The sequence below is a fragment of the Pseudomonas sp. GM78 genome (assembly GCF_000282475.1).
Taxonomy (GTDB): Bacteria; Pseudomonadota; Gammaproteobacteria; order Pseudomonadales; family Pseudomonadaceae; genus Aquipseudomonas.
Genome location: NZ_AKJF01000056.1, coordinates 23,219 through 47,936 on the forward strand (window position 1 = coordinate 23,219; position 24,718 = coordinate 47,936).

Consider the following 24,718-nt stretch of genomic DNA (forward strand, 5'->3'; position numbering starts at 1 on the left):
TGATCCGGATACCCAGAAATGAATGCTGAAGACTCCTTGAAACTTGCTCGCCGGTTTATCGGGTTGCCCCTGGAAAAGCGCCAGATGTTCCTTGCGGCCTTGCACAAGGAGGGCGTGGATTTCGCCCGGTTTCCGATTCCTGCGGGGGTGGAGGCCGAGGATCGCCAGGCGCTGTCGTACGCACAGCAACGCATGTGGTTTCTCTGGCAGCTGGACCCGCAAAGCGGCGCCTATAACTTGCCGGGTGCGGTGCGCCTGACCGGTAACCTGAATCTGCCGGCGCTGGAACAGGCATTCGCCAGCCTGGTGGCGCGCCACGAAACCTTGCGCACGGTGTTCGCCGCACAGGCCGACGACAGCTTGCTGCAAGTGCCGGCCACAGCGCCGCTGCTAATCGAACAAGTCGATTTCAGCGCCTTACCGGCCACCGAGCGCGAGCAGGCCGTGGCCGAAGCCGCCGAGCGCCAATCGGTGCTGCCATTCGATCTGGGCACTGGCCCGTTGCTGCGCGTGACCTTGCTCAAGCTCGCCGAACAGGAACACGTCCTGCTGCTGACCCTGCACCACATCGTGTCCGACGGCTGGTCGATGAACGTGCTGATCGACGAATTCATCCGCTGCTACGACGCCTTCGATGCCGGCGCGCAACCGCAACTGGCAGCCTTGCCGATCCAGTACAGCGACTACGCCCTGTGGCAACGCCGCTGGCTGGAGGCGGGCGAGCAGGCGCGTCAGCTCGACTACTGGCAGGCGCAACTGGGCGACGAACACCCGGTGCTGGAGCTGCCCATCGATCACCCGCGCCCGGCGATGCCGAGCTATCGCGGCACCCGCTACGAGTTCGCCGTCGACGGCCAGCTGGCCGAGCAACTGCGGGCCACCGCGCAGAAACACAACATCACCTTGTTCATGCTGCTGCTCGGCGCCTTCAACGTGCTGCTGCACCGCTACACCGGGCAGACCGACATCCGCGTCGGCGTACCGATCGCCAACCGCAACCGCGCCGAGATCGAAGGCCTGATCGGCTTCTTCGTCAACACCCAGGTGCTGCGTACGCAACTGGACGGCCAGACCCGGGTCGACGACCTGCTGCGCCGCATCAAGGAAACCGCACTTGGCGCCCAGGCTCACCAGGACCTGCCGTTCGAGCGCCTGGTCGAAGCGCTGAAACTGGAGCGCAGCCTCAGCCACACGCCGCTGTTCCAGGTGATGTACAACCACCAGCCGCAGGTCGCGGACATCTCCACGGTGACCACGGCGTCCGGCCTGGCGCTGGGCACGATCGAGTGGCAAGGGCGCACCACCCAGTTCGACCTGACCCTGGACACCTACGAAAAAGGCGGCAAGCTGCACGCCGCGCTGACCTACGCCAACGACCTGTTCGACGCCGCGACCATCGCGCGCATGGCGCAACATTGGACGCACCTTTTACAGGGCATGGTCAGCGATACCCAGCAGCGCATCAGCGATCTGCCGCTGCTGGAACAAGCCGAATACCAACTCATCGTCCATGACTGGAACCGCGCCGACGACGGCTTCGCCCAAGACCTGTGCATTCATGAACTGATCAGCCAGCAAGTCGCCGCGACCCCGGATGCGCTTGCCGTGACCTTCGCCACTCGCCAGCTGACTTATGGCGAACTCGACCACCAAGCCAATCGCCTGGCGCACAAGCTGATCGAACTCGGCGTCGGCCCGGAAGTGCGGGTGGGCGTGGCCATCCAGCGTTCCGAGCAACTGCTGGTGGCCTTGCTGGCAGTGCTCAAGGCCGGTGGCGCCTACGTGCCGCTGGACCCGGATTACCCCGCCGAACGCGTGGCCTACATGCTCGAAGACAGCCGCGCGCTCGTGCTGCTGACCGAAGCGGAAGTGGCCAGGACCCTGAGCGTGGCGAGCGATACCCAAGTGTTGCTGATGGACAGCCTCGCGTTGGCGGCTTACCCCATCAGCGCCCCGGTCACCGGCGTCACGCCGGACAACCTGGCCTACGTCATCTACACCTCCGGTTCCACCGGCAAGCCCAAGGGTGTGGCGATTGCCCATCGCAACGTGCTGGCGCTGATCGACTGGTCGCAGGCGGTGTACAGTCGCGACGACATCCAGGGCGTGCTGGCTTCAACGTCGGTGTGCTTCGACCTGTCGGTGTGGGAACTGTTCGTCACCCTGGCCAACGGCGGATCGCTGATCATTGCCCGCAACGCCCTGGAGTTGTCGCAGCTGCCGGCCCGGGATCAGGTGCGCTTGATCAACACCGTGCCCTCGGCGATCAACGCGCTGCAGCGCGACGGGCACATCCCGCCGAGCGTGCGCATCATCAACCTGGCCGGTGAGCCGTTGAAACAAAGCCTGGTGGACGCGCTGTACCAGCAGCCGACCGTCGAGCACGTCTACGATCTGTACGGCCCTTCGGAAGACACCACCTATTCCACCTGGACCCGCCGCGAGGCCGGTGGCCGCGCCAATATCGGCCGCCCGCTCAAGCACACCGCCAGCTATCTGCTGGACGCCGACCTGCAACCGGTGCCACAAGGCGTATCCGCCGAGCTGTACCTCAGTGGCGCGGGCATCACCCGTGGTTACCTGGCACGGCCAGGCCTGACTGCGGAAAAGTACGTACCCAACCCGTTTTCCAGCACCGGCGAACGCCTGTACCGCACCGGTGACCTGACTCGTTATCAGGCCGACGGCACCCTGCAGTACGTTGGCCGCATCGACCATCAGGTCAAGGTCCGTGGCTTGCGCATCGAGCTGGGTGAAATCGAAGCGCGGCTGTTGCAACAGGACGCGGTGCGCGAACTGGCGGTGCTGGCCCAGGACGGCATCAACGGTCAGCACCTGGTGGCCTACATCGTGCCGAGCGATCCGGCGTTGCTGGTCGACCTCGATGCGCAAGCGACCCTGCGTGAATCCCTGAAAGCGGCCTTGCGTCAGCACCTGCCGGACTACATGGTCCCGGCGTTCCTGCTGTTCCTCGAGCAACTGCCGCTGACCCCCAACGGCAAACTCGACCGCAAGGCGTTGCCGGCGGTGGATGGCAGCCAGCAACAACGCGAACACGTGGCGCCACGCAGTGCGCTGGAAAAGTCCCTCGCGACGATCTGGCAAGACGTATTGGCCATCGACAACGTCGGCCTGGAAGACAATTTCTTCGAACTGGGCGGCGACTCCATCGTCTCGATGCAAGTGGTCAGCCGCGCCCGGCAGGCCGGGATCGTGCTCAGCCCCAAGGACCTGTTCCAGCATCAGACCGTCCGCAGCCTGGCCCAGGCGGCGCGCAGTGGCGAGCAACAGCTGATCGACCAAGGCCCGGCCAGCGGCGCGGTAGCGCTGGCGCCGGTGCAACAGTGGTTCTTCGAGCAGGCTATCCCTGCGCGTCAGCACTGGAACCAGTCGCTGTTGCTGGTACCGCGCGAGGCGTTGAACGTCGAAGCACTGGAGCGTGCCCTGGAACAATTTCTGACCCATCACGACAGCCTGCGCCTGCGTTATCAACCGACAGATAGCGGCTGGCAGCAGACCTATGCCGCGCCGACCACCGACTCGGTGCTGTGGCAGCGCCAGGCGCAATCGGTCGAAGCGCTGAACGCCTTGTGCGATGAAGCCCAGCGCAGTCTCGACCTGCACAACGGCCCGTTGCTGCGCGCACTGCTGGTGTCGATGGCTGACGGCAGCCAGCGTTTGCTGCTGGTGGTTCACCATCTGGCGGTGGACGGTGTGTCCTGGCGCGTGCTGCTGGAAGATCTCCAGCAGTTCTACAACGGCGCTGCGGCACCGGCAAAAACCAGCAGCTACCAGCGCTGGGTCGCGCGTTTGCAGGATCACCTTCCAGCCTTCGAACTCAGCCTCGGCCACTGGCAGGCCCAACTGCAGGATGCGCCAGTCGACCTGCCGTGCGAACGCCCGCACGGCGCACTGGAAAACCGCTTCGAACACAAACTCGAAATCAAGCTCGATACCGAGCAAACCCGCCAGCTGCTGCAACAGGCCCCAGCGGCCTACCGCACCCAGGTCAACGACCTGCTGCTGACCGCACTGGCACGCGCCGTTGGCCGCTGGAGCGGGCAGGGCAGCACGCTGATCCAGCTCGAAGGCCATGGCCGCGAAGACCTGTTCGATGACGTCGACCTGACGCGCACCGTGGGTTGGTTCACCAGCCTGTTCCCGGTCAACCTCAAACCAACTGCCGATCTCGGCGCCTCGATCAAAACCATCAAGGAACAACTGCGCAGCGTCCCGGACAAGGGGCTGGGCTACGGCGCGCTGCGCTACCTCGGCAGCGTACAGACCCGCGCCGAACTGGCGGCGTTGCCGCAACCGCGCATCACCTTCAACTACCTGGGGCAGTTCGACCGTCAGTTCGACGAGGGTGCCTTATTCACCCCGTCCACCGAAGGCAACGGCATCGCGCAGAACCCGTCGGCCCCGCTGGGCAACTGGCTGGTGGTGGAAGGCCAGGTCTACGGCGGGGAGTTGTCCCTGAGCTGGGGCTTCAGCCGTGAGATGTTCGACACCGCGACCGTCCAGCACCTGGCTGACGATTACGCCCAGGAACTGATCGCACTGATCGAACATTGCTGCGCCCTGGAAGCACCGCAAGCCACGCCATCGGACTTCCCGCTGGCGCGCATCGATCAGGCACAACTGGACGGGCTGCCGCTCGCCGTCGCCAATCTCGAAGACCTGTACCCACTGTCGCCGATGCAGCAGGGCATGCTGTTCCACACCCTGTACGAACCGCAGGTCGGCGCCTATATCAGCCAGTTGCGCCTGGACATCGGCGGGTTGGACTCCGAGCGCTTTACCCGTTCCTGGCAAGCCGCGGTCGAGCGTCATGACATCCTGCGCAGCAGCTTCCACTGGCAAGGCCTCGATACCGCACATCAGGCGATTGCCCGTCAGGTCGCGTTGCCACTCGAAGTGCTTGAAGCGACTGACACCGATGCACTGGCCGACGCCGAGCGCGCGCAAGGTTTCGAGCTGGGCATGGCACCGTTGTTTCGCCTGAAACTGGTGCGTACCGGCGCTGACGCCTGGCACCTGATCTACACCAGCCACCACATCTTGATGGACGGCTGGAGCAACGCGCAGTTGTTGGCCGAAGTGATCCAGCACTACGCCGCCGGCCAGCCGCTGCCAGCGCCAACGGGTCAATACCGCGACTACCTGGGTTGGTTGCAGCAGCAATCGGTGCCGGCTGGTGAAAAGTTCTGGAAAGCCGCATTGGCACCGCTGCAAGCACCGACCTTGCTGGCCGAAGCCTTGCGTCCACCGGTAGGCGCGACGGGTAGCGAAGAGCATCGCGTCAGCCTCGACAACCGCGCCACCCAGCGTCTGGCCGAGTTCGCCCGTCAACAGAAAGTCACCCTCAACACCCTGTTGCAAGCGGCGTGGAGCCTGTTGCTGCAACGCTACACCGGCCAGGATTGCGTGGTGTTCGGCGCCACCGTGGCCGGGCGTTCGGCGCCGTTGCCGGGGATCGAACAACAGCTGGGCCTGTTCATCAACACCCTGCCGCAGGTGTGCGCGATGAAACCGGACCAGACCGTCAGCCAGTGGCTGGGCGAATTGCAAGGCCTGAACCTGGCCATGCGCGAATTCGAGCATGTGCCGCTGTACGACATCCAGGGTTGGGCGGGGCAGCAGGGTTCTGCGTTGTTCGACAGCCTGTTGGTGTTCGAAAACTTCCCGGTGGCCGAAGCGCTGAAGCAGGGCGCACCGGCCGGATTGACGTTCGGCAACCTGCACAACCACGAGCGCACCCACTATCCGCTGACCCTGGGCATCGAATTGGGCGAAGGCCTGGGTCTGGAGTTCAGTTATGACGCGGCGCGTTTCAGCGCGGCTCAGGTCGCACAGTTGTCAGCTAATTTGCAGCACCTGCTGACGCAATTGGTGGCATCGCCGGAGGCGGCGTTGGGCTCGCTTGAGCTGTTGGACGTCGATGGAAAGCACGCGGTGCTCGCGATCAGCCAGCCGCCTGCGGTTGAGTTATCCACAACGCTTCTGGCCCACGAACAGATCGCCGCGCAAGCCGCCGCCACTCCCGACGCACTGGCATTGCAGGTAGACGGCCACACCCTGAGCTACGGCCAACTCAATGCACAAGCCAACGACCTGGCCCAGCGCCTGATCGACAATGGCGCCGGCCCCGGCAAGCGCGTCGGCCTGGCCGTACGCCGCGGCCCGCAACTGATCGTCAGCCTGCTGGCGGTCCTGAAAAGCGGCGCGGCCTACGTACCCCTCGATCCAAAATACCCAACCGAACGCCTGGCCTACATGATCGAAGACAGCCGCCTCGACGTGCTGCTCCACGAATCCGGCCTCCTCGAAGACGTACCTAACGTAAGACGCCTAACCCTCGAAGACACCACAACCCCTGTAGGAGCAAAGCTTGCTCGCGATAGCGGCCTCCCAACCGTTGAAGATCTCGCCTACATCATCTACACCTCCGGCTCCACTGGCCAACCCAAAGGCGTCGCCATTACCCACGCCGCCCTGCGCGAGTTCTGCCAGACCGCCGCCGACTACTCAAAACTGTTACCCACCGATCGCGTCCTGCAATTCGCCACCTTCAGCTTCGACGGCTTCGTCGAACAATGCTTCCCGGCATTGTGCGTCGGCGCAACCTTGATCATGCGCGGCGACGACCTGTGGGACGCCGGCCGACTGGCTGCAGAAATCGTCGGGCAGGGCGTGACGGTGGCCGACTTGCCGGCCGCCTACTGGTTCCTGCTGGCCCGCGAATGCGCCAGCGGCGTGGTGCAAAACCTCGGCGATTTGCGCCAGGTTCACGTCGGCGGTGAAGCCATGTCGGTGGAAGGCCTGCGCCTGTGGCATCAGTCCGGCTTGAGCCACGTGCGCCTGCTCAACACCTACGGCCCGACCGAGGCGACCGTGGTGTCCAGCGTGCATGAATGCCAATTGGCCGATGCCAGCGATGCCTTCGGCATTCCAATCGGCCGCGCCATTCCCGGCCGTGCGCTGTACGTGCTGGACGCTGCCGGTCAGCTACTGCCGGCCGACGGCGTCGGCGAGTTGTGCATCGGCGCGCCGGCCTGCCTGGCGCAAAGCTATTTCGACCGTCCGGCGCTGACCGCCGAACGTTTCCTGCCGGACCCGTTTGCCCGCGAACCGGGCGCACGGCTGTACCGCAGCGGCGATCTGGCGCGCTACAACGGTAACGGCGATCTGGAGTACGTCGGGCGTATCGACCACCAAGTGAAGATTCGCGGTTTCCGCATCGAGATGGGCGAGATCGAAGCCTGCCTGCAGGCCCGGGACGAGGTGCGCGAAGCCGCCGTCATCGCCCAGGACGGCACACAGTTGGTGGCCTACGTCGTCGCCAGCGGCGCGGTGGTTGCGCAGGCTGAATACCTGGCAGGGCTCAAAGCCATCCTGCAGCGATCGTTGCCGGACTACATGGTGCCCAACCACATGGTCCTGCTCGACAGGTTGCCGCTCAATAACAACGGCAAGCTCGACCGCAAGGCCTTGCCACGGGTTGAAGCGGGCGATGCTCAACGTGCCTTTGTAGCGCCTGCCGAAGGTCTGGAAATGCAACTCGCGCAGATCTGGCAAGAAGTGCTGCAGGTCGAGAAAGTCGGTCGTGACGACAACTTCTTCGAGCTGGGCGGCCACTCGTTGCTGGTGCTGCAAGTGATCTCCCGTGTACGTCAGCACCTGCAACTTGAGCTGTCGGTGAGCAGCCTGTTCTCGGCGGCGAATCTGGCGGAGTTCGCCGAGCGCGCTGCGCAAGCGAGCCTCAGCGGCCAACCGCCGCTGCAACGCGCAGCAGACGATCAGCCACGCCTGCTGTCCTACGCCCAGCAACGCCAGTGGATTCTCTGGCAACTGGACCCGCACAGCGCGGCCTACAACATCCCGGCGGCGCTGCGCCTCAAAGGCCCGCTGAACCGCGACGCCCTGCGCAAAACCTTCGCCCAGTTGCAGCTGCGCCACGAAACCTTGCGCACCACCTTCGAACAGGATGGTCAGCAGGCGCGCCCGGTGGTGCATGTCGAGCTGCCATTGCAGTTCAACGAACAACCCATCGATGAGTCGGCGATCAACAGTGCGGTGGCCGCAGAAATCGCCCAACCTTTCGATCTGCGCAACGGCCCGCTGTGGCGCTGTTTGCTGCTTCAAGTCAGCGCCGAAGACCATGTGCTGGTACTCACCGTGCACCACATCGCCGCCGATGGCTGGTCGATGCAGGTGATGGTCGATGAGTTCAGCGCGCTGTATCAGGCTGCCGTTGACGGGCGTGCAGCCAACCTGTCGGCACTGCCGGTGGCTTACAGCGACTACGCCCGTTGGCAACGCGACTGGCTGGAAGCCGGCGAGGGCGCGCGGCAACTGGCGTGGTGGCGCGAGCAACTGGCGGGCAGCCAGGCGCCGCTGGAGTTGCCGAGCGAACTGACCTGCCCGGCCCGCCGTAGCGAGCATGGCGCCAGCCTGACGTTGAACGTCGATCGCCAGCTGCTGGCCGGTTTGCGTAAGCGTGCGCAGGAGCAGCAAGTGACGTTGTTCATGCTATTGCTGGCGAGTTTCCAGACCCTGCTGCACCGCCAGAGCGGGCAGTCGGGCATCAGCGTCGGCGTGCCGAGTGCCGGCCGTTCGCGTCTGGAAACCGAAGGCCTGATCGGCTTCTTCATCAACACCCAGGTGCTGCGCGCCGAGATCGACGGGCAGCAGCCGTTCAGCGCGCTGCTGCAACAGGTCAAGCAAACGGCATTGGCCGCGCAGGCGCATCAGGATTTGCCGTTCGAGCAACTGGTGGATGCCCTGCAACCGGATCGCAGCCTCAATCACAGCCCGTTGTTCCAAGTGCTCTACAACCATCAACAAAAACTGGGTGCCAGTGTCGAGCGCGCAGTGGTCGATTTGCAGGTCGAGCGCCTGCATTGGCAGCAACACACCGCGCAATTCGATCTGCTGCTCGACACTCAGGAGCAGGGCGATGAACTGGACGCCAGCCTGAGCTACGCCACCGATCTGTACGACGCGGCCTCGATGCAGCGCTTCGCCGAACAGTGGTTGAACCTGTTGCGCGCAGTGGTCGAAAACCCACAGCAGCGCGTGGGTGAATTGCCGTTGCTGCAAGCGCCGCAATACGACGGGTTGATCCAGCACTGGAATCCGGCCTTCGAGGCACAAGCGCAATCGCCAACCTTGCATCAGCTATTCGAAGCTCAAGCCGCGCAACGGCCGGACGCCATCGCACTGACCTGCGAAGGCGAGCAGCTGAGCTACGCTGCGCTCAACGCCCAGGCCAACCGCCTGGCGCACAAACTGCGCGAGCAGGGTGTCGGCCCAGAAGTGCGCGTAGGTATCGCCACCGAGCGGGCGATGCCGCTGGTAGTGGGCTTGCTGGCGATTCTCAAGGCCGGTGGCGCTTACGTGCCGCTGGACCCGCAATACCCGGCCGAGCGCCTGAGCTACATGATCGATGACAGCGGCATTGGCTTGTTGTTGACCCAGGCTCACCTGATTGACGGGTTGCCGTCCCGCGAAGGTGTGCAGGTCCTGGACCTGGCGGCGTTGCAGCTGGACCGCTACAGCACCGATAACCTGGCGCCATTGGCGACCCCGGACAACCTCGCCTACGTGATCTACACCTCCGGTTCCACCGGCCGCCCCAAGGGCGCCTTGCTCAGCCATGGCAACGTCGGGCGCTTACTCACGGCCACCGCGGGCGAATTCAATTTCGGCGCCGACGATGTCTGGACCCTGTTCCACTCCTACGCCTTCGATTTCTCGGTGTGGGAGCTGTTCGGTTCGCTGTGCACCGGGGGGCGCCTGGTAATCGTGCCGTATTACATCAGTCGCGAGCCGCAGGAGTTCCACCGCTTGCTCTGCGATGAAGGGGTGACGGTGTTGAACCAGACCCCGACCGCGTTCCGCCAGCTGTTGCCGATCGCCTGCGCCAGCCCGCGCAGCCTGGCGTTGCGCCAGGTGATCTTCGGTGGCGAGGCGCTGGAAGTGGCCAGCCTACGCCCGTGGTTCGAACGCTTCGGCGACCGGCAACCGACCCTGGTGAACATGTACGGCATCACCGAGACCACGGTGCACGTGACCTACCGCGCGATCCGCCTGGCCGACCTCGACGGCAAGGCCCAGAGCCCGATCGGCCTGCCGATCCGCGACCTGCGCTGGTACTTGCTCGACAGCCAGTTGCAACCGGTGCCGGTGGGCGTGGCGGGCGAGCTGTACATCGCCGGTGCCGGCCTGGCGCGGGGTTATCACGGGCGTTTCGGCCTGACCGCCGAGCGTTTCGTGCCGAGCCCGTTCGACGCCTCGCAGCGCCTGTATCGCAGCGGCGACCTGGCGCGCCAGCGGGCCGACGGCAGCATCGACTACCTGGGGCGGATCGACCAGCAAGTGAAGATCCGCGGGTTCCGCATTGAACTGGGCGAGATCGAAGCGGCCGTGCTGGCGCAACCGGGCGTGCGTCAGGCGGTGATCAGCGTGCATGTCGATGACGGCGGTCCGCAGCTGTGCGCCTACGTTGTCGGCGAACACCTGCCGAACGATCCGATCGCCTGGCGCGACACCCTGCGCGCCGCGCTGAAAGTCGACCTGCCGGACTACATGGTGCCCAGCCACTGGCTGCTGCTCGATGCATTGCCGCTGACCAGCAACGGCAAGCTCGACCGCAAGGCCTTGCCGCTGCCGGACGCCCAAGACTGGCAGCGTCCGTTCGAGGCCCCCGAAGGCGAGCTTGAACAGCAACTGGCCGCGATCTGGGCCGAGGTGCTGGGCGTGGCCCGGATCGGCCGGCGCGACAACTTCTTTGAATTGGGCGGGCATTCGCTGCTCGCCGCCCAGGCCAATGCCCGCGTGGAACTGGAACTGGGCATCGAGCTGCCGCTGCGCGCACTGTTCGAAAGCAACGACCTTCAGGCTTATGCCGCCAACGCCGGGCAACACGCCCCGACTGACAACGATGCACGCCTGGATGCGCTTGAGTCGCTTCTGGACGAGATGGAGTTCAACTGATGGAACACAGCACTGCCCAGCGTATCGCCACCCGTTTCGCCGGCTTGCCTGCCGAAAAACGCCGCGAGTTCCTGACCAAAATGCAGGAGCAGGGCGTGAGCTTCGGCCAACTGCCGATCCCGCCCGCCGCCGAACCACAAGCGACCTTCGAGCTGTCCTATGCGCAGCAGCGCCAATGGTTCCTCTGGCAGCTCGACCCACAGGGTTCGGCCTACAACATTCCCGCGGCCCTGCGTCTGCAGGGGCCGCTGAACCTTGCGGCGCTGCAACAGAGTTTCGACGTGCTGCTGGAGCGCCATCAGAGCCTGCGCAGCCGCTTTGTCGAGGACGACGGCCAGGTGATGCAAGCCCTGGCGAGCTTCAACACGCTGCCCATCGAACAGCACGATCTGCGTGCCGAACCCGAGGCGCTGCGCCTTGAATCGGCGATGAAAACAGTCGAAGCGGAGATTGCCCGGCCGTTCGACCTGCAGCACGGCCCGCTGTTGCGCGTCAGCCTGTTGCAGCTGGACGTTGATGATCATGTGCTGGTGCTGACCCTGCACCACATCGTCACCGATGGCTGGTCGATGGGGGTACTGGTCGAGGAATTTTCAAGGCTCTACGCAGCCTATTGCCAAGGCCAGAGCGCTGAGCTTGAAACGCTGCCGATCCAGTATTCGGACTATGCCGCCTGGCAGCGTCGCTGGATGGAAGCGGGGGAGCTGGACCGTCAACTCAATTGGTGGCGGGAAAAGCTCGGCAGCGAACAACCGTTGCTGGAATTGCCTACCGACCGCCCACGCCCTGCACAACCGAGCCAGCAGGGCGCGCGCCTGGATTTCGCCCTCGACTCAACATTGGCCCGCGGCCTGATGAGCCTGGCCAAACAGCGCGGCGTCACGCCGTTCATGCTGTTGCTGGCGAGTTTCCAGGCGCTGCTCTATCGCTACAGCGGCCAGTCCGACCTGCGCATCGGCGTGCCCATCGGCAACCGTAACCGTGCGGAAACCCGTGGCCTGATCGGCTTTTTCGTCAACACCCAGGTGATGCGCGCCGAACTCGATGGCCGGCTGCCGTTCACCCAGTTGCTCGACCAGACCCGCGCCTTTGCGCTGGATGCCCAGGATTATCAGGACTTGCCGTTCGAGCGCCTGGTGCAGGCGCTGCAAGGCGAGCGCAGCCTGAGTCACAGCCCGTTGTTCCAGGTGATGTTCAACCACCAGCAGGCCAAACCCGCAGCGGTCAGCGGCTTGCTGGCCGGCCTTCGTGTCCAGGCACTGAACGCCACGGCGCACACCACCCAGTTCGACCTGCAACTGGACACCCAGGAAGAGGGCGACAAGCTGTTCGCCAGCCTGACCTACGCCACCGACCTGTTCGACGCCGAACGCATCGAGCACCTGGCCCGGCATTGGCGCAACCTGCTGGCCGGGGTGCTGGCGAACCCGCAAGCCCCGCTGGCCGAATTGCCATTGCTGGATGCTGACGAGCACCTGCGCATTCTCGACGACCTCAACGACACCGCTCAAGCCTATCCGGGCGACGTCTGCGTACAGCGGCATTTCGAAGCGCGGGTGATGGAAAGTCCCCAGGCGACGGCGCTGGTGTTCCAGGGCCAGTCCCTGAGCTACGCCGAGCTCAACCTGCGCGCCAATCGCCTGGCCCACCACTTGCGCGCCCAGGGTGTCGGACCGGAAGTGATCGTGGGGATCGCCTGCGAGCGTTCGCTGGAAATGGTCGTCGGCCTGCTGGCGATCCTCAAGGCCGGCGGTGCCTACGTGCCGCTGGACCCGGAATACCCGCTCGATCGCCTGAGCTACATGATCGAGGACAGCGGCATTTCCCTGCTGTTGACCCAGGAGCACCTGCTGGCGCAACTGCCGACGCCGGACAGCGTGCGCACCCTGTGCCTGCAAGCGCACGCCGAGTGGCTGAGCGACCTGCTAGGCGAGGATCTGCCCAACCTGGCTGTCGGCGAAAACCTCGCCTACATGATCTACACCTCCGGCTCCACCGGAAAACCCAAAGGCGCGGGCAACCGTCATGTCGCCTTGCATAACCGCCTTGAGTGGATGCAGCAGGCCTACAACCTTCTGCCGAGCGACCGCGTGCTGCAAAAGACGCCGTTCAGTTTTGACGTGTCGGTGTGGGAGTTTTTCTGGCCGTTGATCAAAGGCGCCACGCTGGTCATCGCCGCCCCGGGTGAACATCGCGATCCGCAGCGCCTTGCCGCACTGATCGTCGAGCAGGCGATCACCACGCTGCACTTCGTGCCGTCGATGCTTTCGGCCTTCATCGCTGCCGACGAGGCGCTGGCCTGCACCTCGCTGACCCGCATCATCTGCAGCGGCGAAGCATTGCCCATGGAGCTGCAACGCCAGACCCTGCGCAGCCTGCCGCAAGTCCATCTGTACAACCTGTATGGCCCGACCGAAGCGGCCATCGACGTCACCCACTGGACCTGTGTGGAAGAGGGCCGCGACAGCGTGCCGATCGGCCGGCCGATCGCCAACCTGCGCACCTTGATCCTCGACAGCGAACTGCAGCCCTTGCCGCTGGGCGCGGTGGGCGAACTGTACCTGGGCGGTATCGGCCTGGCCCGGGGTTATCACCGCCGTGGCGCGTTGACCGCCGAGCGTTTTGTGGTCGACCCGTTCGGCAGCGGCGAGCGCCTGTACCGCACCGGTGACCTGGCGCGCTACCGCGCCGACGGTGCCATCGACTATTGCGGACGCATCGACCATCAAGTGAAGATTCGCGGCTTGCGTATCGAGCTGGGGGAAATCGAAGCGCGCCTGCAAGAACATGCCGGCGTGCAGGAAGCCGTGGTGCTGGCCCTCGACAGCCCGATCGGCAAGCAGCTGGTGGCGTACATCGTGCCGCAGGATCGCGGCTTGGTCGGCGCCGATGCGCAGCAGCAAGGCGCCTGGCGCGAAACCCTGAAAAGCCATCTGCTCGGCAGCCTGCCGGACTACATGGTGCCGGCGCAGACCGTGCTGATTGAACAGATGCCCCTGAGCCCCAACGGCAAACTCGAGCGCAAGCGCCTGCCGGCACCGACCGCGCAGGTCAGCCAGCGCGCGTTCGAAGCACCGCGCAGCGAACACGAGCGCGTGCTGGCGCAGATCTGGCAGGACGTGCTGGGCCTGGAGCAGGTCGGCCGTCAGGACAACTTCTTTGAACTGGGCGGTGACTCGATCATTTCGATCCAGGTGGTCAGCCGCGCCCGCCGTGCCGGCCTGAGCCTGCAACCGCGCGACCTGTTCCAGCAGCAGACCCTGCAAGCGCTGGCCGCGGTGGTGAAAGAACAAGCCGCACCGCTGGCGCAGCAAGGGCCGGTCGACGGTGTGCAAACACTCACGCCGATCCAGCGCTGGTTCTTCGAAGAACCGATTCCACAGCGTGCCCACTGGAACCAGGCGGTGTTGCTGACGCCGCGCGAAACCCTCGAACTGCCGCGCCTGCAAGGCGCCCTGCAACGCGTGCTCAAGCAACACGATGCCCTGCGCTTGCGTTTCAGCCAGGTCGACGGCCAATGGTCGGCGCGTTATGTCGGTGCCGACAGTGCCGATGTCATCGACATGCTCTGGACCGCCCGCGTGGCCAGTGATGCGTCGCTGGAATCGGTGTGCGATGAAGCCCAGCGCAGCCTCAGCCTGCAGGACGGGCCGCTGCTGCGCGTGGCGCTGATCGCCCAGGCCGATGGTTCGCAACGTTTGCTGTTGGTCATCCACCACCTGGCGGTGGATGGAGTGTCCTGGCGCGTGCTGCTGGAAGATTTGCAGGCCGCGTATCAAGGCCAGGACCTGCCGCCCAAGACCAGTGCCTTCCAGGCCTGGGCGGACAAGCTCGATGCTTATGCCAAGTCCGAAACGGCCATGAATGAGTTGAGCTGGTGGCAGAGTCATCTGCACGGTGCCAGCGATTCGTTGCCGGCGGCCAATGCACAAGCGAATCAGGCCGGTCATTTGCGCCAGGGCGTCAGCATCGGTCTGGACCGCGAACAAACCCGCCAACTGCTGCAGCAGGCCCCGGCGATCTACCGCACCCAGGTCAACGACCTGCTGCTGACCGCACTGGCGCGTACCCTCAGCCGTTGGACCGACAGCCAATCAGCACTGATCCAGCTCGAAGGCCACGGCCGCGAAGAGCTGTTCGACGACATCGACCTGACCCGCACGGTCGGCTGGTTCTCCAGCCTGTTCCCGGTGCGCCTGACGCCGACGGCCGACCTTGGTGGCTCGATCAAGGCGATCAAGCAGCAACTGCGGGACATCCCCGGCAAAGGCCTGGGCTACGGCCTGTTGCGCTACATGGGCGATGCAGCAGCGCAAGCGGCGGTGGCCGCGTTGCCGCAAGCACGGGTGACCTTCAACTACCTCGGCCAGTTCGACCAGAGCTTTGCCGAGGACGCGCTGTTCACGCCCGCACGCGAATCCAGCGGCGCCGCGCAGTCGGCGGATGCGCCGTTGCCGAACTGGCTGTCGGTGGACGGCCAGGTCTATGGCGGTGAACTGAAACTCGACTGGACTTTCAGCCGCGAATGCTTCGAGCTGCGCGAGATCGAAGCCCTGGCGAACGATTTCCGCGCTGAACTGTTGGCGCTGATCGACCATTGCCTGAGCGACGGCGCGGGCGGCGTGACCCCGGCGGACTTCCCGCTGGCGCGTTTGAGCCAGGCGCAACTCGATGGTCTGCCGGTGCCGCCGGCGCAGATCGAGGATGTCTACCCGCTGTCGCCGATGCAGGCGGGTCTGTTGTTCCACAGCCTCTACGAATCCGAGTCTGGCGCCTACGTGAACCAGCTCAGCGTCGAAGCTCGTGGCCTCGATGCCGATCGTTTGGGCCGTGCCTGGCAAGCCGTGCTCGACAGCCACGCGATCCTGCGCAGCAGCTTCCACTTCCCCGAAGGTTTCGAGGCACCGGTGCAACTGGTGCATCGTCATCTGCCATTGCCGATGACCTGCCTCGACTGGCGTGGCCGCGAGAATCAGGCCGATGCGCTGGCGCAACTGATCGACAGCGAACGCCTGCAACTCGATCCGACCCGCGCCCCGCTGATGCGCCTGGCCCTGGTGCGCCTGGACGACGAGCGCCAGCAACTGATCTACACCCACCATCACCTGCTGCTCGATGGCTGGAGCAACTCGCTGCTGCTCAGTGAAGTCCTGCAGCGTTATGCCGGGCAGGATGTACCCGCACCCACCGGGCGATTCGCCGACTACATCGGCTGGCTGCAACGCCAGGATGCCGAGGCTGACGAGCTGTTCTGGCGCGAGCAACTGGCGAGCCTCGACAACCCGACGCTGCTGGCCGAGACCATGGGTTTCAACAACCGGGCGGACGCGGTATTTGCCGATCACCGCCAGACCTTCGACGTCGCCACCAGCCAGCGCTTCAGCGACTTTTCCCGGCAGCAGAAAGTGACGCTCAACACCCTGGTGCAAGGTGCGTGGGCACTGTTGCTGCAACGCTACAGCGGCCAACGCAGTGTGGCGTTTGGCGCCACGGTGGCGGGGCGCCCGGTGGATTTGCCGGGGGCCGAAAGCCAGCTCGGCCTGTTCATCAACACCTTGCCGGTGATCAGCAGTCCGGACGCGGTGGAAAGTGTCGAGCAATGGCTGACGCGTTTACAGGCGCAGAACCTGGAACTGCGCGAGCACGAATTCACCGCACTGGGCGACATTCAGCGTTGGGCCGGACGCGCCGGCGAGCCGCTGTTCGACAGCCTGCTGGTGTTTGAAAACTTCCCGGTCGCCGAAGCCTTGCAGCAGGGCGCACCGGCTGGCTTGAGCTTCTCCATCCCACAGAACCACGAGCGCACCAATTTCCCGCTGACCCTGGCGGCCACAGCCGAAAACCAGCTCAGCATCCACTGGAGCTACCAGTGCAGCCACTTCAGCCGCGAAGCGATTGCACGCATGAGCGAGCACCTGGCCGCGCTACTGGCGGCAATGGTCGCCGCGCCACAGGCGGCCTTGAGTGAGCTGGACCTGCTGACCACCGCGGAACGCACCCAGCAATTGCTGGAGTGGAACCCGCCGTTCAGCGCAGAAGAAAACCCGCTGTGCGTGCATCAACTGATCGAGGCCCAGGCCGAGATTCGTCCAGATGCCACGGCGCTGATCTTCAACGACCTGGAACTGAGCTTCGACCAGCTCAATCGCCGCGCCAACCAATTGGCCCATCGCCTGCGCGCCTTGGGCATCGGCCCGGAAGTGCGGGTCGGCCTGGCCATGCAGCGTTCGCCAGAAATGATCATCGGCCTGCTGGCGATCCTCAAGGCCGGCGGCGCCTACGTGCCGCTGGACCCGGCCTACCCGGCGGATCGCCTGCGCTACCTGATGGAAGACAGCGGGATTTCGCTGCTGATCAGCCAATCCTGGTTGCGGGAAAAACTGCCGCTTCCCGAAGGCTTGCCGGTGCTGGAAATCGACAGCGAACCGCTGGAGGCCATGGCTGAGAGCAACCCGGTCAACCTCACTTGCGGTGAGAACCTCGCCTACCTCATCTATACCTCGGGCTCCACCGGCCGGCCCAAAGGCGTCAGCGTGGCCCACGGCCCGCTGGCCATGCACTGCGTGAAGATCGGCGAGTTGTACGGCATGACTCCGGACGACCGCGAACTGCAATTTGCCTCGATCAGCTTCGACGGCGCCCATGAGCGCTGGCTGACGCCGCTGGTGTTCGGTTCGGCAGTGATGCCCCGCGACGACGAGTTGTGGAGCGTGGAGCGCACCTGCGCCGAGATCGAAAAGCACGGCATCACCATCGCCTGCTTCACCCCGACCTACCTGGGGCAGATCGCCGATTTCATGGGCGAAGCCGGGCGTGACCTGCCGATCCGCTCCTACACCCCGTGCGGTGAGGGCATGGCCAAGCATGCGTTCGACGAGGTTCAGCAAGTCCTGCAACCCAAGCGCTTGATCAACGGCTATGGCCCGACCGAAACGGTGATCACGCCGCTGATCTGGCTGGCCTATCCGGATACCGAATTTGATTCGGCCTTCATGCCGATCGGCCGCCCGGTGGGCAACCGCAGCGCCTACATCCTCGACGGCGGCTTGCAGCCGTTGCCGGTCGGCGTGGCGGGTGAGTTGTACCTGGGCGGCGAGGGCGTTGCCCGTGGTTATCACCAACGCCCGGACCTGACTGCCGAACGCTTCGTGCCCGATCCGTTCGTGCCGGGGGCGCGTCTGTACCGCAGTGGCGACCTGGCGCGGTTCCGTGCCGATGGCGTCGTCGAATACCTGGGCCGTATCGACCAGCAAGTGAAGATTCGCGGCTTCCGTATCGAACTCGGCGAAATAGAAGCCTGCCTGCTCGAACATGAAGGCGTGCGTGAAGCCTTTGTGATTGATCGCGAAAGTCCGGTGAGCCGTCAACTGGTGGGCTACGTGGTGCCGCGCGATCCGCTGGCTGACGAGCAGGATCTGCGTGACGCATTGACGTCGCACCTGCGCAGCCGCTTGCCGGCGCACATGCTGCCGGCGCATTTGATGTGCCTGGCCGCGTTGCCGCTGACGCCGAATGGCAAGCTCGATCGCCAGGGTTTGCCAGCGCCTGAAGCAACACGGCAGAGTCACGATCAGGTGGCCGCCGCGTCGCCTGCCGAAGCGCTGTTGGTGGAAATCTGGCAGGACTTGCTCGGTCTGGAATCGGTGGGCGTCACCGAAAACTTCTTCGAACTGGGCGGTGACTCGATCATCTCGCTGCAAGCGGTGAGCCGTGCCGGGCTGCGCGGGCTGGTGTTCAGTCCCAAGCAACTGTTCGAGCAGCAGACCATTCGCGCCCTCGCAGCCGTGGCCGGCAGCCGTGAAGCCGCGCTGGTCGAAGCGCCGAAGGTCGAGGCATTTGCGCTGGTGCCATTTATCGACGTGTCTGCCCGCGAAGGTCTGCAAGACCTGTATCCGCTGTCGCCGATGCAGCAGGGCATGCTGTTCCATTGCCTCGAATCACCGCAGCTCAACCCCTACGTCAACCAATTGAGCGTGGCGGTGGACGGCTTGCAGGTGCCGCGATTCCGCGCGGCGTGGCAGGCGTTGATCGAGCGTCATGAGGTGCTGCGCGCGGCGTTCCGTTGGCGTGACGGCCTGGCCGATCCGCTGCAAGCGGTGTTCGCCAGCGTCGAGTTGCCGATTGAAGAGTTCGACTGGCGCGAGCGCACGGACACCGAGCAAGCGCTGAGCGAACTGGCGGCCGCTGAGCAGGCCAAGGGTTTCGACCTGAGCTGCCCGCCGCTGATGCGCTTCATTCTGGTACGCCTGGGTGAAGAGCGGTACCAGATGATCTGGATCTACCACCACCTGCTGCTCGATGGCTGGAGTGCTTCGCGCCTGCTGGGCGAGATGCTGCGCCTGTATCACCACGACAGCCTGCCGGCGCTGACCGGGCGTTACGCCGACTACATCGCCTGGCTGCAACGCCAGGACGAGGCGCAGGCAGAAAGCTTCTGGCGTGAGCGCCTGGCGTCGCTCGAGGCACCGACCATCCTGGCCACGGCATCGGGCGCAGAAGGCTCCGGCCACGGCGTGATGTACAGCGACCTCGACGCCGAGGCGACGCGCAAGTTGCACAGCTTCGCCAAGCGCCAGCGCGTCACCCTCAACACCCTGGTCCAAGGCGCCTGGCTGTTGCTGCTGCAACGTCACAGCGGCCAGCGCAGCGTGGCGTTCGGGGCCACGGTGGCGGGGCGGCCGACGGGGCTGGCCGGTGCCCAGGACATGCTCGGCCTGTTCATCAACACCTTGCCGGTGATCCAGACCCTCGACCCGCAACAGCCGCTGGGCGAGTGGTTGCGCGACTTGCAGGACTACAACCTGGCCGTACGCGACTACGAACACACGCCATTGTCCGACGTGCAGCGCTGGGCCGGGCAGGGGGGGCAGGGCCTGTTCGACAGCATCATCGTGTTTGAAAACCATCCGGTGGACCGCGCCTTGAAAGGGGGCGAGGAAGGTGAGTTGCGCTTCGCCGAAGTCGGCAGCGGCGGCGTCACCAACTTCCCGATGGACTTGATGGTCAGCGCCAACGAGCAGGGGCTGGAAGTCGAGTACCTGTACCTGCGTGATCGCTTCAGCGAACAGGAAGTGCAGCGCATTCGCGCACAGATGGAAGGTTTGCTCCGTGCCTTGCCGGAGGATGCGGATTGTCTGCTGGGTAACATTGGTTTGCCTGAGGCGCGTTTGACCTTGCCGCAAGTGTCCACCGATCAAGCTGATGTGCTGCACAGCTTTAACCACCATGTGCGCACACAACCGCAGAAAATTGCCTTGTTCTGTGAGGATCGGGAGGTCAGTTATGCACAGCTTGAGACCCAAGCCAATGGTTTGGCGCAGCAACTGATCGCTCGCAGTATCGGTGCGGAAAGCCTGGTGGCGGTGGCATTGCCGCGTTCCGAGCGCACCATCGTTGCGTTCCTCGCGGTACTTAAAGCAGGTGCGGCGTACCTGCCGCTGGATCTGGCGTACCCGGCTGAACGACTGGCCTACATGCTCAGTGATTCCGCCGCCAGCCTGTTGCTTTGCGACAGCGACCTGGGCGAACGCCTGCCGCTGGCTGACGGCCCGCCACGCTTGCTGCTTGATCAACTTGCCGTTGCCGACAATACCGATTGCCCGATTTCCCATCCGCTACCGGGGCATCTTGCGTACCTGATCTACACCTCCGGCTCCACCGGCCAGCCCAAAGGCGTGGCGGTGGAACGTGGACCGATTGCCCGGCATTGTCGCGGTATCATCGACCTCTACGAACTGGCGCCTCGCAGCCGCGAACTGCACTTCATGTCGTTCGCCTTCGACGGTGCCCAGGAACGCTGGCTGAGCGTGCTGCTGGCCGGTGGCAGCCTGGTGATTCGCGAAGACAATCTGTGGACCCCGGAACAGACCCTGGAGGTGCTGCACCGTCACAGCGTCACCGTCGCCTGCTTCCCGCCGGCGTACCTGCAACAGATGGCCGAAGTGGCCGAGCGCCTGGGCAATCCGCCGGCGGTCGAGGTGTACTGCTTTGGCGGTGATGCGGTGCCGGACGCCAGCTTCGAGCAGGTCAAGCGCGCCTTGCGCCCGCAGCGCCTGGTCAACGGCTATGGGCCGACCGAAACCGTGGTCACGCCGTTGCTGTGGCGTGCCGAGGCCAGCGAAACCTGCGAGGCGGCCTATGCGCCGATTGGCCGTGGTGTGGCGGGCCGTGGCCTGTACATCCTCGACGCCGATCTCAATCCGTTGCCGGTCGGTGTCAGCGGCGAGTTGTACCTGGGCGGCGAATGCCTGGCCCGTGGTTACCACCAGCGGCCAGGCATGAGCGCCGAGCGTTTCATTGCCGATCCGTTCGCGGCCGGTGGCCGTATGTACCGCACCGGCGACCTGGTGCGCCAGCGAGAGTGCGGGTTGATCGACTACCTTGGCCGGCTCGACCAGCAGGTGAAGATCCGCGGTTTCCGTATCGAACTGGGCGAGATCGAAGCCCGCCTGCGTGACTGCGCCGGGGTGCAGGATGCCGCCGTGGTGGTGCACGACACGCCCACCGGCAAACAGCTGGTCGGTTATGTGGTGGCCGCCGCTGCCGCCGGGCTGGATCGACGCTTGAAGGCCGACCTGCAAGCGCAGATGCCGGACTACATGGTGCCGGCGCGGATCCTCGTGCTGGAGCGTTTCCCGCTGTCGGCCAACGGCAAGCTCGACCGTCGCGCACTGCCGGTGCCGGAATGGGCGCTTGGCGGTTACCGCGCGCCGCGCAACGCCCTGGAAAGCGCGCTGGCGACCATCTGGCAAGAGGTGTTGGGTGTGCCGCAAGTGGGCATCGACGACAACTTCTTTGAGCTCGGCGGCGACTCGTTGCAGGTGCTCAAAGTCATCTCGCGGGTGCGCAGCCAGCCGCAACTGGGCTTCGAATTGAAACTGCGCGACCTGATGCAGAAACCCTGCATCGCCGAACTCAGCGGCTATCAGGCTGCCGAGACTTCGAGTGCGCCGGACCCGTTGCTGGCCTTGAATGGTCGGGTGGCGAACGTGCCGGCGCTGTTCTGCCTGCACGCCGGTTTCGGCACGGTGTTCGACTACGAGCCCCTGGCCCGTCGCCTGGAAGGGCGGCGCACGGTGTACGGACTGCAATGCCGCATGCTGCTCGACCCGCAGTGGCAGGATCAGTCGTTGCTGGCCATGGCCCAGGCTTACGCGCAGCGAATTCGCACGCAACAACCGGAAGGCCCGTATTACTTGCTCGGCTGGTCGCTGGGTGGCGCGTTGACGCAACTGGTCGCCCATGAACTGGAAAGCCATGGGCAGACGGTGGCGTTTGCCGGGCTGGTCGACAGTTATGTGGCGGGTACCGCCGAAGCGGGGGACTGGCGCGAAGATTTGGCGGATTTCCTGAAGTTTGTCCTCGGTCAACCGTCTGAAGAAGCACAGGCATTGATTACCTCGAAAGCCGCAGGCCTGAACGAGCGCGAAGGCGCTGCCACGGTGATCGAGGCGGCCATGCACGGCGCTAATGACCACGCAGCGTTGGGCGCCAGCGAACTGACGCAGATCTTCGCCACCGGCTCGTCGCTCAAACAACTGGCCCTGGCCCAGCGGCAATTGCCGAAGGTACAGGTTGCCAGCCATCGCTGGTGGGTGGCCGGGCGCGACGACGAACGCCGGGTATTCGAGGCCCAGGTGGGGCATCGCGGAGTGGACCGTCTGTTGGCGGGCGGGCACTACGAGTTGCTGCGTGGCGATCAATTGCTCGATGAACTTGAACAACTGTTGGAGCACAGCCCGGCTATCGCATAACCGCTTTACCTGTAGGAGCATGGCTTGCCCGCGATGGCGCACCTGAGATCGCCATCGCGGGCAAGCCATGCTCCTACAGGGCCACATTTCATTTCCGATTTCATCTTTTTCCAAGGGATCCCCCCATGGCCCTACTGCCAGAACTTGAAGCTTTCCTCGAACTCGCCGAGTTCGGCCGCCTCACCGGCAAGAGTCGCCCGATGCACGAACAGACCCCGCAACAGGCGCGGATCGACTTCGAAGCATCCTCCGGGTTCCTCGATGTGCCGCTGGACCACATCGCCTGCGACAACTTCACCATCACCGCCCGCGACGGCCACAGCCTGGCGGCGCGCCTGTATTGCGACGGCCAAACAGCCGACGACCTGCAACCGGTAATCCTGTATTTCCACGGCGGTGGCTACGTGGTCGGTAGCCTCGACTCCCACGATGCACTGTGTCGACGCCTGGCCGCCCAGGGCGGTTTTGCCCTGTTGACCGTGGATTATCGCCTGGCCCCCGAATGGCGTTTCCCGACCCCGGTGCAGGACGCCTGCGACGCCGGCAACTGGCTGGCCCGCGAAGGCGCGGCCCGTGGCCTGGACGCCACGCGGGTGGCACTGGCCGGTGACAGCGTCGGCGCGACACTGGCCACGGTGTTGTCGATCATCGCCGTCCGCGAGCCAGCGGAACTGGCGTTGCAACCCAAGGCCCAACTGCTGGTGTACCCCGTCACCGACGCCACCACCCACCGTGCTTCGCACCGGGATTTCGCCGAGGGCTACCTGCTGGAAACTCCGACCCTGGACTGGTTCTACGCCCACTACGCACGTACGCCTGCGGACCTGGCCGACTGGCGCTGCTCGCCGTTGCTGGCCGAGGATTTGTCGGGTGTGGCCCCGGCGCTGGTGTACCTGGCCGGTTATGACCCGTTGCATGATGAAGGGTTGGCCTATGCCGAGCGTTTGCGGGCGGCGGGGAATGAGGTGACGTTGCTGGAGCAGCCGGGTATGACCCATGATTTTTTGCGCATGGCCGGGTTGTTGGGTGAGGTGGAGGGGATTCACGCGCAAGTGGCGGGGTGGGTGCGTTCAAAGGTTTGATTTGAAGTAAAAGGCCGCCATTTCTGAGTGGGGGATGGCGGCTTTTTTGTGCCCGGTGCTGGGTTTTTTGGTGGGGCGACTATCGCCTTCGCGAGCAGGCTCGCTCCCACAGTTGACCGAGGTGAACTCGGGTTTTGTGCACACCGAAGATCCCCTGTAGGAGCGAGGCTTGCCCGCGAAGGCGGCCTCTGTTCAAAGTGCTGTTTAACGGCCGTCATCGTTACTTCGCGAAAACTACATCACCTTGCGTAACGGCCTACAGGTACACCAGAATCCGCCGGCTTGTGCGCCTTGGGGTCGCTCGGTAACTTGGATCGGGTCACTGATTGTCAGTGATCGGGTTTAGTAGCCCGGCTAGTTATCCTCGGTTGTACAGGTGTCATTCAGTCAGGCATATGCCTGCACTTGATGGTGGCTGTGCGCATGGCGCCTTCGGGCGCGCCGGGTTTTGGGTGACTTTACCGGTCTACTAACTTGCGCACAGCTACCACCCTTTCGTGTAGTAGCGAGATGGTCGTGGCCCTTTCTGGAGAAAACACCCATGTTCAAGGTCACACCGAATCCGCCTGACCCCGATCCGACATCCTCGTCAGAAAATTCCGACGACCGCATCCCCTCAGCCGCCGACATCAACGCCACCCCACGCAAGCTCTGCAGCATGTTCATCGTCAACCCTGAACTCGATGTCGAAACCCTGTTGGCCCACGCCTGTGAGTCGCTGGCTTCGGCCAATGTCATGGCGTTGGATCTGGCGGATCATATGGAAGGGACTGGTCGTAATTCGTTGTTGGGGATTGCCCAGGTGATCATGTTGGGGGAGTTGGCGGTGAATCGTGCACTGGATCGGATCGATCCGCCTGAATAATCAATGTTGGGGCGACTGTC

Annotated in this window: 4 protein-coding genes; all 4 read left to right on the forward strand. The window is 64.5% G+C overall.

Annotation, left to right across the window (positions count from 1 at the left end; all coding sequences use genetic code 11):
• Positions 1-18: 18 nt before the first annotated feature.
• The 4 genes from PMI35_RS25890 (at position 19) to PMI35_RS25875 (ending at position 24,698) form a co-directional block, all read left to right on the forward strand.
• Entirely contained in the window at positions 19-10,998 is a 10,980-nt protein-coding gene (locus tag PMI35_RS25890) for a non-ribosomal peptide synthetase (RefSeq protein WP_008056178.1), read from the forward strand.
• Positions 10,998-22,751 carry a non-ribosomal peptide synthase/polyketide synthase gene (locus PMI35_RS25885; RefSeq protein WP_008056179.1) on the forward strand — a complete coding sequence of 3,918 codons (11,754 nt, stop codon included), beginning with the start codon at positions 10,998-11,000 and terminating at the stop codon, positions 22,749-22,751. Before PMI35_RS25890 ends, PMI35_RS25885 begins: the two co-directional genes overlap by 1 nt.
• A gap of 125 nt (positions 22,752-22,876) precedes the next feature.
• Positions 22,877-23,833, forward strand: a complete 957-nt coding sequence (locus PMI35_RS25880) for an alpha/beta hydrolase (protein ID WP_008056180.1) — start codon at positions 22,877-22,879, stop codon at positions 23,831-23,833.
• A 541-nt stretch (positions 23,834-24,374) separates the two neighbouring features.
• Entirely contained in the window at positions 24,375-24,698 is a 324-nt protein-coding gene (locus PMI35_RS25875; RefSeq protein ID WP_008056184.1) for a DUF6124 family protein, read from the forward strand.
• Positions 24,699-24,718 lie beyond the last annotated feature (20 nt).

What these genes read in the sequence shown, in the direction of transcription:
- PMI35_RS25890 (WP_008056178.1), top strand. Translation starts at nt 19, where the DNA reads ATGAATGCTGAAGACTCCTTGAAACTTGCTCGCCGGTTTATCGGGTTG.
- PMI35_RS25885 (WP_008056179.1), top strand. Translation starts at nt 10,998, where the DNA reads ATGGAACACAGCACTGCCCAGCGTATCGCCACCCGTTTCGCCGGCTTG.
- PMI35_RS25880 (WP_008056180.1), top strand. Translation starts at nt 22,877, where the DNA reads ATGGCCCTACTGCCAGAACTTGAAGCTTTCCTCGAACTCGCCGAGTTC.
- PMI35_RS25875 (WP_008056184.1), top strand. Translation starts at nt 24,375, where the DNA reads ATGTTCAAGGTCACACCGAATCCGCCTGACCCCGATCCGACATCCTCG.